Raw genomic sequence first — 12,071 nt, 5'->3', positions numbered from 1 at the left:
CTCCCACTGGCTCAAATCAGCTTCACTAACATACTAATTAGCTGGGCTGCGGGCACAATCAGGAGCTGAGCAAATATAGTGCCTACAAATCGAGAACCCATCAATACCACATATATTTTTCCTAGCTGATCACGGTATTCTACATTTTCAGTGGCCTTATGGGTAATTAGACCAAGCTGTGGGTCGATAAATATGGTCAGCAGAATAGTCGCCATACCGTTAATCAGTCCGGAAGCTTGAGAAGCAGTCGTGCTATATTGAGGCATTAGATGAGCAGCATACAAAGATGATATGACACCTACGGTGTAAAAGGCTGTAACAAAAACATTCATCACAATAAAACGTTTAGGAATCCCCAGGTATCTGAAGTTATATAGATTCACTTTTGGTTTTCTTATGTATTTTCTTGTGTTCTTTAGTTGCCCGATCGTCACACTGGTAAGCAGTTTTGGGATAGAACCCTCAATTTCAAGCTTAGAGATGATTCTCCCAAACAAGCCTACAAAGGTAGGGAACACAGCAATGGCAATTAATGTCCCTAAGGAAGAAGCCAATAATATAATTCTCAAGTAATTTAGAAGCGGAAAATCAGAATGTATTTTGGCATAATCTACGAATTTAGCCGTCAGTGGAGCTTGGATCATATTTGCAGTTCTTGAGACGAGAACAATAATGCCTGTGAGAGATAACGCAATGGCTATCTTGTTCAGCTTCACTCCGGCATATCGTACCGAATACGATAAGGTTTCTGCCGTGTGAATAATCATCGTAAGCAAGCATACCACAATCAAACTATTTACCATTTAAAGGTTCCTCTCCAATAAACACTATTTATCATTTCGGTGCACCTTTTGGTGAAAGTATTGATCCAATCCATAACAAAGGGTAATGCCAACCAAATATCTAACGAGGTCGATCCATAGGAATCCTTTTCCGAGAATTAGACCACCCAATACTGTAGATCGGATGCTGTTGATCCACTCCGCTTGATACAGCTGGCTAAATTCTATGCCGAAGCTAAACACCAAACTCCATACAAAGGCGAGCCTTAGCTTTTGATTTACCAGTAGGACCCGAAACATAAAATAAACCATACTGCCCCAAAGCGCATCTCCGAAATGTCTAGATACAAACAAAGGCAGCTGATTCGTGAATACTCTAGAGCTTAACCCCAATACAATAACAACGAGGCAGATACAAGTATAAAAAAGTCTTTCTTTCAAATCATTGATCCTCATTTCCAACCTCTATCCAGCGTCTGACTTAAAAGTGATGCTTGCGATAATACTAATCATTGCGATATAAAACGGATAAATAATCATGGCTCCTATTATGATCAGTCCTGTTACCGGTGCAGGTTTATCTGCAGGTTCTGTGATTGGGAACCACCAAGCTGGAAATTCTGCTGATTCGATAAATATTCAATGGCAGCTCTATTACAACAAATAACATAAAGGCATAAAGTACGCTTAGTGCATTCAACTTTATAAAATATTTCATCTGTTCAGCACTTCGGAGTCCCACAGCCGCTCCACATGGGTAAGCTCCAATTCTTCAAATTCCAGCTTATAAATATCCGGCTTGGACGTCTGTTCAAAGAACTCATATCCATACTTCTTATCGAAGTAATTCAGGATAATGGTCATGATATTCCCGTGCGTACCTAAAGCGATTTTGCCGCCTTTATGCTGTTTAATTAATTGCTTGATAACAGGAATTGCACGCTCTTGTGCTTCCTGAGTACTCTCTCCATCCGGCATTTTATAATATTTGTCGCTGAATGATGTCCGAATGCCCTGCAGAAAGTCATCTTCACTAATTTCAATCTCGACACTTCCGATTGCTCGTTCTCTGAGTTCTTCATACAGTTCAATCTCTTGGTTCGAAGCTTCTGCCAAATACTTGATCGTCTCTACGGCTCGTCTATATGGACTGGAGACAAAATGTGTAATTTTCTCCTCCGCCAAAAGCTCTTTGATTCTATAAGCGTCTGCGTGCCCTTTTTCGGATAATCCCCGTTCCCGCTCATTCCCTAATACAAAAGGTGACACTGCATGTCTAACCATATAAATGTAGGTCTTCATGAGGCACTCCTCTCAGTCACTCAAATATCGTTGCAGTCTTCTCTCGGTCTTTTATAAAAATCTCTCTAGGATATAGAATTGCAATCTCTGGCAGCTCGTTCTCTTTGAAAAATTTAAATTCTTCGATCTCCCCATCTATAGCTCTAAGCGTTCCTCTGATGATAGAGCACTCAAATACAATAACCGTATATTCTACCTGATCGCCATTACTATATTCGTATCTATATTTCGCTCCACCAAAAACACCTAAAATAGACGTAGGATGAACCATCAACCCTGTCTCTTCATATACCTCTCTGCGTAAGGTTCTTCCAGGACGCTCCCCTGGCTCAATCGCTCCCGCAGGCAATCCCCACAAAGATTCTCCTGGCTTGCGGATGAACAGAATCTCATCCTCTTTATTTCTTATTACTGCAGCTACGGAAGGCATCATTAATAATTCTGAGCCCACTTTCCCACGAATTCCTTGATAGTACTCAGACATCGGCATATTGTTCATCCATCCTCTCCGTAAATGGGTTTATAATCTTTCTTTTAAAAAGCTGATCACATTTATTTTCTCACCGTCTGGCTGAACATTACATTGGGATAACTCGACATTAAACCGCTCACCTGTCTCTATTAGTTCAATCGCCTTGCATACATATTCGATCTTCCCAGGACTATTACTCCATGCATCTCTTGTATCATCCTTTACCCAATGAAGCTCTTTACCATTAGAATAGAAATCATGAATTAACCGTCCACTATCCGTGGTTGGCTCAATCAACATCAGGTTATCCCCTTTACCTTCACTAAACCTTTGAACCGTTTCTTTTATCCTGTTTAAATCTTTTTGATCAAAATGTATTAAAATATCATCATGTTTAGACTCATCTGAGCCTGGCTTACCTAGATCGGCCGCCAAAACGCCTACAAGCACAGCAATCATAAACAACTGAACAATGATTATCCATGTTCTAAATTTCATAGTTCCCCCTAATTTCTTTCCTTGGACTTCCCAAAAACCCACTATATGTATATTAGACATCACTATGAAGGAATCCTTTAGATTTCACAATATGCATAGCCAGGGACAAAAAAAGCTTCCGAACTCAAAAAATCCTGAGCTCCGGAAGCAGTTACAATGAGGTGAGACTTAGTGTTTACCTTTTGTGCCAGCAAGCTGTACGATCATAATGACAAGAACGAGCAAAGCAATGAGCTGATCAATACTCATCTGCGTCCGCCTCCTATCCCAAATGAAGGATGGCTCATCGGACGGCATTTCCTCTCCCAAGGACACTGCTTCGTTCCCCTTATACACACTATGTATCCTGCAACCTATTTATTACTTAAAGAATAACCTGCCCGTCCATACGTGCGAGTTCCTGCTCGACTTCGTCCAGCTGATCTTCGCCAAATACTTTAAACCCATTTTTCCTCAACAGCTCCGTAGTGGTGCCCTCTCCCGGTGCTTTCGTATCTTTAAAGGTTCCATCATAAATATACAGGCTTCCGCATGAAGGACTGTCTTGTTTTAAAATAGCTAATGCAACCTGATGCTCCCTAGCCAGCTTTAGTGTGGCTTGAGCCCCCTTCATAAATGGCTCGGTAACATCCGTGCCTGCCCCCGTCACTACCCGATCTCCTTGCCGCTGTGCGTCAGGACGAGGGGTTGGCAAACCGCCCACTACCTCTGGACAAATATGGACAAAACGCCCTTCCTCATACCACTTTAGGAATCGGGCATCGAGACACGGAACATCGCCATTATCATAACGTACTTTATGCCCTAACAGACATGCGCTCACTAGAATCTTCCCTGTCATCGTTATCGCCACCAGTCCGTCTAGTATTTAATATATTGCTATATTATTTATGACTAGAAACGGATATGCAATATCGAAATGCCTGTCCACGAAATGTTTGTGCTTGATACACAAAAGAAGACTCATTGTATACATATAGGAAACCATTATTTCTGATATTGAGGGGTTTTCTCCATCCGATATCGGCTCCAGCAGGTCCATAATAAATCCGCCATAAAGTAGAACCCCACGATCGGAAGCACGAATTTCCAAATAGGCTGAACACCCGAATATAAAAGCTCCATAAGCGGCTGAATTACATACACACTAGCTACTGAAAGCCCCCACCAATATAGAGAAAAACGCAGGCAAATATGCCCTTGCAGTTGATAAGACATTCCTGAGTAATCCCACCATTGCTTATGGAATACCGTTTTTAACAGCCAACCGCTTATAAATTCAACAGCAGAAGGAATGATTAGCGCAAGAAATAGGAAAAGCGGAAGTGGCAGCGTCAAATCTCTAGCAATCAATAGCAATAGTGGAGCAAAGCCATACATCGGCTTAAATGGACCTTTTAGAAATCCTTCTTTGCGAAAGCTTCCATTACTGTATAGATTATAGGTCCCTTCCAATACCCAGCCTAAAAAGGAATAGACCATAAAATAAAAAAAGTATTGGCCCACCACAGTAACTGCTATATCTTCACTTAACGAAAATATAGGAATAATCATGACCTAATCCCGCCTCTCGTTGTCATTATTTTCTTAGTTGCCCATCCGGCCCTATTATGTCTTGATCGTTCAGGAAATATGCGCACAAAAAAGACATAACCCAAAAGGTTATGCCTTCATTCCAGAATTCCAGGAGTAAAAGTCTCCCACTCGTTATTTTCTAATTATTTATGCTCTTCTTCATGAGGTGTCGTCAGCAACTGATCGTCGTTTTGTTTCTTCAGTGCATCCATCTTAAGCTCACTGCGTACGCCAAAGTTTGAACCGTACTTTTTCTCAAAGTTTCCTGCGAGAGCCTCACCACGTTTTTGCCGGTAACGGCTGTTCTCATTTCGACTACGCATTCCATTTCCTCCCCATTGGCAAAGATCTGTGAAATTTGCGAAAAGCTAAGACGAACTTGGAGAAAACACTCTGATGAGGTTGTACTTTTATTTATTATACAATACTTACTACAATCATCAACAAAAACAGACTGTCCCCTAAAGGACAGCCTGTCTTCCGAATCATTTACTCCAAATTATCGGGAAGCGGATCTGGGTGTGAGGATTCAGCAGGTTTGGCTACCCACTCATCTGCCTCTGGCTCGATGTCTACACCGTTCTCCATCTTCTTAATTTCAGCTAATGAATCGCCTTCTTTATTTTCCTTGTTGCGGATTTCCGCTTCATCTTGTGTGTGATCGGACATGTGAAATCCTCCTCAGGTGCTTTGCTTTTTTTGTTCCTTAGTTATAGTTACCCGATGGAGTGTTTTGCAAACATAGTCCAATTAAAAGAATAATTTAAGGGTACATCATCCACGCTACAAGTGGGCCGATACAAGAACCAACTATCGCGCATACAGTCATCGCAACCGAGCTCATCGAAACGGATTGTTCACCATATTCCAAGGCCTTTGCTGTTCCTAGAGCATGAGAAGCAGTTCCGAGACCAATTCCGATTCCAACCTCACTACGAATTCTAAACAGCTTGATGATAAAAGGTCCGCCAATCGCACCAGTAAATCCAGCAATCATAACAAATACGGAAGTTAAAGAAGAGTCCCCACCTAAGCTGTTCGAGATCTGTATCGCTACAGGTGTAGTGATCGATTTAGGTAATAAAGATAAAACATATAATTTAGAGAATCCTAGACCTGCCGCCAAAAGCAGTCCACTAAACATCCCTATAAGCAGTCCCACAATCGCTCCGCCCAGAATCGCCGGGAGATTCTCAATCAACACATTACGTTGTTTATATAATGGGTAGGCTAACGAGACTACAGCAGGACCGAGCAGCTGATTAATCCATTGGCCGCCTATCATATATGTATCATACGGAATATGAAAATATAGCAGTAAAGTTACAACAATCACTGTTGCTGTAAGCGCGGGAATAAGTACAGGAATACGAAATCGTCTATATACTACTGACATCATCAAATAAATAGCTACGTTAAGCAGTACAATACCTGTTGCGATAAAAAACATTATATTTCCTTCCCCTTTTCGCTTAGTCTCTTGCCGCTCCAACCCGCTTTCAGCTTGTTGTTTACACTAGTAAGCCATTGGCTAGAATGTGCAGCTGCGGCAATCGTGAGAACACTGCTAACGATAAGGATTAGGATTAATAGTAAACCTCTACCACTAAAGATATCCATATGATTCACGATCCCAGCTGTCGCTGGAATAAAAAATAACGGAAGATAAGCTAATATCGTTGTTGCACCCTCTTCAATCCACTTCACAGGCACGACCCTGAATAGCAATAGAACAAAAAGTAACAGTAATCCTACGATACTCCCGGACACGGGGAGATGCAGTTGCTTTTGCAGATAGTCCCCAGCCAAGTAGAACAAATATAGCAGGAACACTTGGATAATAATGCGAATGATTTTCATGATGCAGGATCCCTTCATTATTAAGTTAAAGCGATAGCGCTAATATTGAGTCACCTTCATAAGGGTATCAGAGTTTTCATGAAACTTTCAATTACTTTTTGAATCTTATAAGAAATATCGCAAAAAAACCTGCAAAATCCCCAGAATACAGAGACTTTACAGGCTCAAAGATTAAGATTCAATTTCGTTAAACCCACTGAATTACTTGCTCTGCACCTTGACGCGTCTTACCACGTGGTTCATTCAGGCGATATCCGAAAGCTGCCATACAAGAGATTCCAAAATGCTCAGCGTCCATAATACCTTCTTCTGCCAATATCTGCTCAACCTTTACTTTATCGAAACCTTCTATTGGGCAGGAGTCGATCCCAATTAACGCAGCTGATGTCAGCATATTCCCAAGTGCCAGATAAGTCTGCCGGCAGCTCCATTCGAACATCGCCCGCTCATTCGCCATCAGTCCGAAATCAACCTTCAAGAACTTATCAAAAACTTTACGTTTTCCTTCCATTACTTGCGGAGGCAACTCCTGCACATTCTCCATGATCCCTTTAATATAATCGGAGTCAGCAGCCATATCTTTAGGAAGACGTGAGAGAATAAGCACAAAATGGCTTGCGGTTGCCAATTGCTTTTGTGCTCCCCAGGCATTAGGACGTAATTTCTCACGTACTTCCGGACTTTGCACTACCACAAAACGCCAAGGCTCGAATCCGAATGAACTTGGTGACAATCGTCCAGTTTCCAATATAAATTGAAAGTCCGATTCACTAATTTTTTTATGGCTATCGAATTCTTTAGTTGCATGTCTGAACTGATATGCAGACAGGATTTCATTCTTGTTTAACGATAAAGTATCCATGAGTAACACTCCCTTTACTTGATTAGAATCGACGGGCATTTGACTGTTTGCCGATCACATGCTTAATATTAGTGTATATATCACTTCTTTAAAAGTACGCACAATAATGTTATGTAGTATACAAAATGATACCATGGGAGTTGAACAGCTATGCGTGACCGAAAAGGTGGCTTCGGAAATTTCCCGGAAAGCAATAAAGAAGCTTGCCCTGTAGAATTCACACTGGACGTTATAGGAGGCAAATGGAAAGGAATTCTCATCTATCACTTGATTGATGGCACGAAACGTTTTAACGAATTCCGCCGGATCTGCCCGGGAATTACCCAACGTATGCTGACCCTGCAACTAAGAGAGTTGGAAGAGGATGGGGTTGTACACCGTGAGGTCTACCATCAGGTTCCCCCAAAAGTCGAATACTCTTTAACTGAATTCGGCAAGACACTGATTCCTATTATTAAACTCATGAAAGATTGGGGCGAGGTGTACAAAACAAAACAGCTTTCCGCAGAAAGCTGTCCTGAAAGTACAGATGTAACGGTGTAGCTTAATGCTGCACCTTTTATTTTTCCCCATTAAAAAACGCTTCCGCCTTTTCCTTATGTTCGTTGGTTACCTGACCGGATATCGCTTTAATGCCTGCTGCGATAATCGCTGCATCATCTGTAAATCCAAGGCCTAGAATCGCATCGGGTATAGCATCTATAGGAGAAATAAAATAAGCCAATGCACCGAAAGCAATTCCTTTCGCCCATAAAGGTGTCTTAGCGTCGACGGCACAATAATACATCGCGATAGCATCTTTAGTAAATGGAATTTTGCCTGCAAACTTTTTAGTTTTCGTCCAAAAATTTTGCGTTACCATTTCCTCATTTTCTTTGCTATATGGAAATTCCTCTGCAGTGAGCTCCATGCTATTCTTGACCTTATCTTTCTTCATTGCCGGTTCCCTCCGAAAGGTTCATATGACGTACATACCTAAAGTATTCCCTCAATTGAGGTTTATATCTTTAAGATAAACTAAAGTCCGTATCCTGAACCTACTTACGATTAATCGATTGCTTTGATTTTCGTTAAATCGCTGCTGCATAACACTTCAAGATTATTAAAGATTCGCTCTGCATCCCAATCCCACCACTTCAGCGCTTCAAGATATTCGATCATTTCATCATCAAAACGTTGTCTAATCACTTTGCAGGGATTTCCTCCAGCTACACTATACGCCGGGATATCCTTTACAACTGTAGAATTGGCTGCGATAACTGCTCCGTTTCCAATATGCACACCTGGCATAATCGTAACATTTTGTCCAATCCAAACATCGTTTCCGATGACTGTATCACCTTTTAGCGGCAGATCTTTTAAATCCGGGACCGCCTGTTCCCAGCCATTTGCCATGATATTAAACGGATAGGTCGAAACCGAATTCATCCGGTGGTTGGCACCATTCATAACAAATTTAATGCCTTTGGCAATCGCGCAGAATTTTCCAATAATAAGCTTGTCGCCAATAAAATCATAATGATGAGTCACACGTTCCTCAAACTTCTCTGCACCGTTTATATCATCATAATAGGTATAATCGCCAACAATGATATTGTCTCTTGTAATCGCATTTTTTATATAGCAGATACTTTTAATTTGTTCATTGGGATAGAGCGTATTCGGGTTCGGTCCATATTGTTTCATAGTTTACGCCTCGCTCTCTTTTGGATAAAACATAGCAGAGATCAGAGCTGAATTCAAATAATGTACGATTTATAAACAAAAAAAGCGGCCACCTGCTGGTAACCGCCTATCTATTATCTACTTATATTGTCAAAGCTCGTTCTGCTTCTACTTCCACCTCTATCTTTTCGATAAAACCTCTGCCTCATACTGTTTTACTTCATTTAGCCAGCTTTCCCGGACCGGTACGCCATTCTTCGCACAATAATAATCCCAAATGGCTCCAAACGGATACGATTTAAATTCCTCGACCAAGGCAAGTCTTGAAGTGTAATCTCCATCCAGCTCAATTTGCTTCAATTGCTCGATTGGCTCCAGCATGGCACGAAGCAAAGCTTTTAATGTATTTCGTGTTCCGATCACCCAAGCAGCAAGATGATTGATGCTTCCGTCAAAAAAATCTAACCCAATATGCGTTCTGTCCAGAAACTGGCCACGAACCAGTTCACGGGCAATCTCGAGCAGCTCATCGTCCATAGTTACCACATGATCACTATCCCAGCGTACTGGACGGCTAACATGCAGCAGCAATTGATCCCCAAACAGCAGCCAGGAAGACAGCTTATTCGAAATCGTCTCGGTTGGATGGAAATGCCCAGCATCGAAGCACACCGCCTTGCCCCGGCTTAGCGCATAACCCATATAGAATTCATGTGAGCCAACCACGTAACTTTCCGAACCAATACCAAACAGCTTACTTTCTACAGCATCAATGTTATATTGCTGATCGATTTCCTCGCTGAAGATTTCATCGAGTGACTGCTGAAGCCGTACCCTTGGTGACAAACGGTCGATCGGCGTATCTTTATAACCATCTGGAACCCAAAAATTAGTCACACAAGGCTGACCTAATGCCTGGCCAAAGGACTCGGCGATTCGACGTGAGGCCTTGCAATGAGCGATCCAGAAGTTGCGGATTTCAGGATCTGGGTGGCTCAGTGTGAAGCCATCGTTTGCTTTTTCATGAGAAAAACAGGTAGGATTGAAATCCAATCCGAGTCCCCGCTCTTTGGCCCAGCTCACCCATCGCTCAAAATGCTTAGGCTCTAAAGCATCGAGATCTACAGTCTCTTCTGTATCCGCATAAATAGCATGTAAATTTATTTTATGTTGGCCTGGGATGAGTGCAAGGGCCTGTTCCAAATCACGGCGCAGCTCCTCCGGATTCCCGGCCCTCCCCGGGTAACTTCCAGTGACTGCGATCCCGCCGCTCAGTTCTTTTTCCTTATTCAAAAATCCCTTCACATCATCACCTTGCCAACAATGCAAAGAAATCTTAATTTCCGCTAGCTGCTGCAACACCTTATCTACGTCGATCCCATGCTGTGCGTAAAGCTTTTTCGCTTCATTGTAGCTGTTCTGAATGCTCTGTAAGCTCTCTTTACTCTGCTCCATGATTGAGCCTCCTGATTTTTAGCTTAGTGTGTTTTAGGTGAGGCACTTTTGCCTCTCTTTGGCTCGCGTGCCTCTTAACTTAGCTACTAATTAACGGCCTGCAGCCGGGCGAACTGTGCCAAAGCCGCCTTTTTGGTCGTGGGGTCCATCCCCTTCGGTATATAAGATGTAACTTGGAATGAACGACTTATAATTTCTCTCGCCTCTTGAAGATCATTTACAGCACCCGTGCTGATCATCTGCACCACTAGATTGCCTAAAGCCGTAGATTCCGTTGGTCCGGCGTGAATTTCCATCTCCAGCAGATCTGCCGTAATCTGGCACAACAGACCGTTATTCGCACCTCCGCCAACGATATGCAGCCTCTCTAAGTTGTCACCCGTCAATTGCTGGAGATCCTGAATGTAGAAATAATAAGATAAAGCAAGACTATCAAATACACATCGAGCCATTTCCCCAGGCGTTTGAGGAACCAACTGTCCTGCTTCCACACAATAGCTCCGGATCTCGTCAATCATGCTCTGTGGATTCATGAATCGTTCATCATTGCAATAAATGATTGATCTAAAAGGGATTTCTTGTGCTGCCAGCTCTACCAGCTCGCCGAAGCTGTATTGTCCGCCGTACTCCTCACGAACCTTTTGAATCAACCACATGCCCATAATATTCTTAAGAAACCGGAATGAGCCGTAGGCTCCCCATTCATTCGTATAGTTGCGTAACATTGCCTCTGGACTTGTGATGGCTGAACCCCGTTCCACCCCGATGAGTGACCAAGTACCACTACTGAGAAATCCCCAGTTCTCGCTGTTTGCCGGAACCCCTAATACAGCTGATGCTGTATCATGAGAGGCTACTGCTATGAACTCGCAATCTGGAAGATCACCGCGAGCCGCCAAGTCCTCCGTCAACCTCCCAACGGGTTCCCCAGGTTCTGTTAAGGGAGGGAATTGCTCTTTTGAAAGACCAAGCACCGACAGAAGATCCTCATCGTAATCACGAGTGTGAAGATTCAGCATCCCAGAGGTGGAACCTATCGTCACTTCACTAATCTTGCGACCCGTAAGCCGATAATAAAGATAATCAGGGACCAGCAGGATGGAATGTGCTGCTTCCAGCTCCGCCTGATCATGCACAAACAGCTGATACAATGTATTAATCGGGAGATATTGTATCCCCACCTTTTCGTAAACGCTTTCAGTTGAGATATTGCGATGCAGCCTCTCTATCGCTCCATCCGTTCGGGAGTCACGATAAGAAAAAACCTCATGGATCCGCGCTCCCTCCTGATCGAGAAGTACATAATCGACACCCCAAGTATCGATGCCCACGGTGCAGCGCTCGATCCCTCTAGCCTTGGCCTGCTGTAAGCCCTTGACGATTTCAGCAACTAAATAATCTATATCCCAATATAGATTACCATTTTGTTCAGCGAATCCATTACTGAAGCGATGAATTTCTTCTATAGACAGGGTTCCTCCCGGCTGCTGCAAGGTTCCACAGACCACTCTCCCACTAGAGGCTCCGATATCAACAGCAATATGATTCTGAATTTGATTATGAGCTTGTGTATTCATCCCTATACAACACTCCTTATCTC

General features: G+C 42.8%; 19 protein-coding genes. 2 read left to right on the top strand and 17 right to left on the bottom strand.

Annotated elements, in window-relative coordinates; all coding sequences use genetic code 11:
- Positions 1–11: 11 nt before the first annotated feature.
- Together MKZ16_RS12320 and MKZ16_RS12315 are read right to left on the bottom strand one after the other, a co-directional pair.
- Positions 12–803 (bottom strand): lipid II flippase Amj family protein, encoded by a 792-nt coding sequence (locus MKZ16_RS12320; RefSeq protein ID WP_036689792.1) that lies wholly within the window; start codon positions 801–803, stop codon positions 12–14.
- A 24-nt stretch (positions 804–827) separates the two neighbouring features.
- On the bottom strand, positions 828–1,238 hold the full coding sequence (locus MKZ16_RS12315; protein WP_051491644.1) for a DUF2809 domain-containing protein: 411 nt from the start codon (positions 1,236–1,238) through the stop codon (positions 828–830).
- A gap of 82 nt (positions 1,239–1,320) precedes the next feature.
- On the opposite strand from MKZ16_RS12315, the gene MKZ16_RS12310 reads away from it, so the two are divergent.
- Complete coding sequence (locus tag MKZ16_RS12310; protein ID WP_256715507.1) at positions 1,321–1,449, top strand: hypothetical protein; 129 nt, start codon at positions 1,321–1,323, stop codon at positions 1,447–1,449.
- A gap of 47 nt (positions 1,450–1,496) precedes the next feature.
- Here MKZ16_RS12310 and MKZ16_RS12305 read toward each other — a convergent pair whose 3' ends face one another.
- The 11 genes from MKZ16_RS12305 to MKZ16_RS12255 all read right to left on the bottom strand — a co-directional run bounded on the left by MKZ16_RS12305 (position 1,497) and on the right by MKZ16_RS12255 (position 7,351).
- The gene (locus MKZ16_RS12305; protein WP_076100752.1) at positions 1,497–2,084 is read right to left on the bottom strand and encodes a histidine phosphatase family protein; all 588 of its coding nucleotides are present in this window, start codon (positions 2,082–2,084) and stop codon (positions 1,497–1,499) included.
- 16 nt (positions 2,085–2,100) lie between these two features.
- The gene (locus tag MKZ16_RS12300) at positions 2,101–2,574 is read right to left on the bottom strand and encodes an NUDIX domain-containing protein (protein ID WP_036689829.1); all 474 of its coding nucleotides are present in this window, start codon (positions 2,572–2,574) and stop codon (positions 2,101–2,103) included.
- Positions 2,575–2,604: 30 nt separating this feature from the next.
- Positions 2,605–3,054, bottom strand: coding sequence for a DUF4362 domain-containing protein (locus MKZ16_RS12295; protein ID WP_036689788.1), 450 nt, complete (start codon positions 3,052–3,054; stop codon positions 2,605–2,607).
- A gap of 168 nt (positions 3,055–3,222) precedes the next feature.
- Positions 3,223–3,369 carry a hypothetical protein gene (locus MKZ16_RS12290; protein WP_155288116.1) on the bottom strand — a complete coding sequence of 49 codons (147 nt, stop codon included), beginning with the start codon at positions 3,367–3,369 and terminating at the stop codon, positions 3,223–3,225.
- A gap of 49 nt (positions 3,370–3,418) precedes the next feature.
- Positions 3,419–3,895, bottom strand: a complete 477-nt coding sequence (locus MKZ16_RS12285) for a DUF523 domain-containing protein (RefSeq protein WP_036689786.1) — start codon at positions 3,893–3,895, stop codon at positions 3,419–3,421.
- A 146-nt stretch (positions 3,896–4,041) separates the two neighbouring features.
- Positions 4,042–4,608: a putative ABC transporter permease gene (locus MKZ16_RS12280; protein ID WP_052096957.1), complete on the bottom strand. Its 567-nt coding sequence runs from the start codon at positions 4,606–4,608 to the stop codon at positions 4,042–4,044.
- Between the two features lie 164 nt (positions 4,609–4,772).
- Positions 4,773–4,952 (bottom strand): hypothetical protein, encoded by a 180-nt coding sequence (locus tag MKZ16_RS12275; RefSeq protein ID WP_038570027.1) that lies wholly within the window; start codon positions 4,950–4,952, stop codon positions 4,773–4,775.
- A gap of 166 nt (positions 4,953–5,118) precedes the next feature.
- Positions 5,119–5,298: a hypothetical protein gene (locus tag MKZ16_RS12270; protein ID WP_036689781.1), complete on the bottom strand. Its 180-nt coding sequence runs from the start codon at positions 5,296–5,298 to the stop codon at positions 5,119–5,121.
- A gap of 94 nt (positions 5,299–5,392) precedes the next feature.
- Positions 5,393–6,079 carry an LrgB family protein gene (locus tag MKZ16_RS12265; protein ID WP_036689780.1) on the bottom strand — a complete coding sequence of 229 codons (687 nt, stop codon included), beginning with the start codon at positions 6,077–6,079 and terminating at the stop codon, positions 5,393–5,395.
- The gene (locus tag MKZ16_RS12260; protein ID WP_036689778.1) at positions 6,079–6,489 is read right to left on the bottom strand and encodes a CidA/LrgA family holin-like protein; all 411 of its coding nucleotides are present in this window, start codon (positions 6,487–6,489) and stop codon (positions 6,079–6,081) included. The genes MKZ16_RS12265 and MKZ16_RS12260 overlap by 1 nt, the downstream gene beginning before the upstream one ends.
- Positions 6,490–6,676: 187 nt before the next feature.
- A complete protein-coding gene (locus MKZ16_RS12255; protein WP_076105392.1) occupies positions 6,677–7,351 on the bottom strand; it encodes an NAD(P)H-dependent oxidoreductase in 675 nt (224 codons plus the stop codon).
- Between the two features lie 150 nt (positions 7,352–7,501).
- Between MKZ16_RS12255 and MKZ16_RS12250 the strand changes: the two genes are divergently transcribed.
- Positions 7,502–7,894: a helix-turn-helix domain-containing protein gene (locus MKZ16_RS12250; RefSeq protein ID WP_076105391.1), complete on the top strand. Its 393-nt coding sequence runs from the start codon at positions 7,502–7,504 to the stop codon at positions 7,892–7,894.
- Between the two features lie 16 nt (positions 7,895–7,910).
- Here MKZ16_RS12250 and MKZ16_RS12245 read toward each other — a convergent pair whose 3' ends face one another.
- From MKZ16_RS12245 to rhaB, 4 genes are all read right to left on the bottom strand, one after another.
- Positions 7,911–8,288, bottom strand: a complete 378-nt coding sequence (locus MKZ16_RS12245; RefSeq protein WP_080742463.1) for a YkvA family protein — start codon at positions 8,286–8,288, stop codon at positions 7,911–7,913.
- 110 nt (positions 8,289–8,398) lie between these two features.
- Positions 8,399–9,037: a Vat family streptogramin A O-acetyltransferase gene (locus tag MKZ16_RS12240; RefSeq protein ID WP_076105390.1), complete on the bottom strand. Its 639-nt coding sequence runs from the start codon at positions 9,035–9,037 to the stop codon at positions 8,399–8,401.
- 159 nt (positions 9,038–9,196) lie between these two features.
- Positions 9,197–10,471, bottom strand: coding sequence for an L-rhamnose isomerase (rhaA, locus tag MKZ16_RS12235; RefSeq protein ID WP_036689772.1), 1,275 nt, complete (start codon positions 10,469–10,471; stop codon positions 9,197–9,199).
- Between the two features lie 86 nt (positions 10,472–10,557).
- Positions 10,558–12,048: a rhamnulokinase gene (rhaB, locus tag MKZ16_RS12230; RefSeq protein WP_256715506.1), complete on the bottom strand. Its 1,491-nt coding sequence runs from the start codon at positions 12,046–12,048 to the stop codon at positions 10,558–10,560.
- Between the last annotated feature and the right edge of the window lie 23 nt (positions 12,049–12,071).

Source organism: Paenibacillus sp. FSL R5-0928 (assembly GCF_037970385.1).
Taxonomy (GTDB): Bacteria; Bacillota; Bacilli; order Paenibacillales; family Paenibacillaceae; genus Paenibacillus_AQ; species Paenibacillus_AQ odorifer.
Note: the sequence above shows the minus strand (reverse complement) of the source record. Positions and strands in the feature narration are given on the sequence as shown.

Bases quoted from the DNA above. Each gene is read 5' to 3' on its own strand.
- MKZ16_RS12320 (WP_036689792.1), bottom strand. From the start codon at position 803: ATGGTAAATAGTTTGATTGTGGTATGCTTGCTTACGATGATTATTCAC.
- MKZ16_RS12315 (WP_051491644.1), bottom strand. From the start codon at position 1,238: ATGAGGATCAATGATTTGAAAGAAAGACTTTTTTATACTTGTATCTGC.
- MKZ16_RS12310 (WP_256715507.1), top strand. From the start codon at position 1,321: ATGGCTCCTATTATGATCAGTCCTGTTACCGGTGCAGGTTTATCTGCA.
- MKZ16_RS12305 (WP_076100752.1), bottom strand. From the start codon at position 2,084: ATGAAGACCTACATTTATATGGTTAGACATGCAGTGTCACCTTTTGTA.
- MKZ16_RS12300 (WP_036689829.1), bottom strand. From the start codon at position 2,574: ATGCCGATGTCTGAGTACTATCAAGGAATTCGTGGGAAAGTGGGCTCA.
- MKZ16_RS12295 (WP_036689788.1), bottom strand. From the start codon at position 3,054: ATGAAATTTAGAACATGGATAATCATTGTTCAGTTGTTTATGATTGCT.
- MKZ16_RS12285 (WP_036689786.1), bottom strand. From the start codon at position 3,895: ATGACAGGGAAGATTCTAGTGAGCGCATGTCTGTTAGGGCATAAAGTA.
- MKZ16_RS12280 (WP_052096957.1), bottom strand. From the start codon at position 4,608: ATGATTATTCCTATATTTTCGTTAAGTGAAGATATAGCAGTTACTGTG.
- MKZ16_RS12275 (WP_038570027.1), bottom strand. From the start codon at position 4,952: ATGCGTAGTCGAAATGAGAACAGCCGTTACCGGCAAAAACGTGGTGAG.
- MKZ16_RS12270 (WP_036689781.1), bottom strand. From the start codon at position 5,298: ATGTCCGATCACACACAAGATGAAGCGGAAATCCGCAACAAGGAAAAT.
- MKZ16_RS12265 (WP_036689780.1), bottom strand. From the start codon at position 6,079: ATGTTTTTTATCGCAACAGGTATTGTACTGCTTAACGTAGCTATTTAT.
- MKZ16_RS12260 (WP_036689778.1), bottom strand. From the start codon at position 6,489: ATGAAAATCATTCGCATTATTATCCAAGTGTTCCTGCTATATTTGTTC.
- MKZ16_RS12255 (WP_076105392.1), bottom strand. From the start codon at position 7,351: ATGGATACTTTATCGTTAAACAAGAATGAAATCCTGTCTGCATATCAG.
- MKZ16_RS12250 (WP_076105391.1), top strand. From the start codon at position 7,502: ATGCGTGACCGAAAAGGTGGCTTCGGAAATTTCCCGGAAAGCAATAAA.
- MKZ16_RS12245 (WP_080742463.1), bottom strand. From the start codon at position 8,288: ATGAAGAAAGATAAGGTCAAGAATAGCATGGAGCTCACTGCAGAGGAA.
- MKZ16_RS12240 (WP_076105390.1), bottom strand. From the start codon at position 9,037: ATGAAACAATATGGACCGAACCCGAATACGCTCTATCCCAATGAACAA.
- rhaA (WP_036689772.1), bottom strand. From the start codon at position 10,471: ATGGAGCAGAGTAAAGAGAGCTTACAGAGCATTCAGAACAGCTACAAT.
- rhaB (WP_256715506.1), bottom strand. From the start codon at position 12,048: ATGAATACACAAGCTCATAATCAAATTCAGAATCATATTGCTGTTGAT.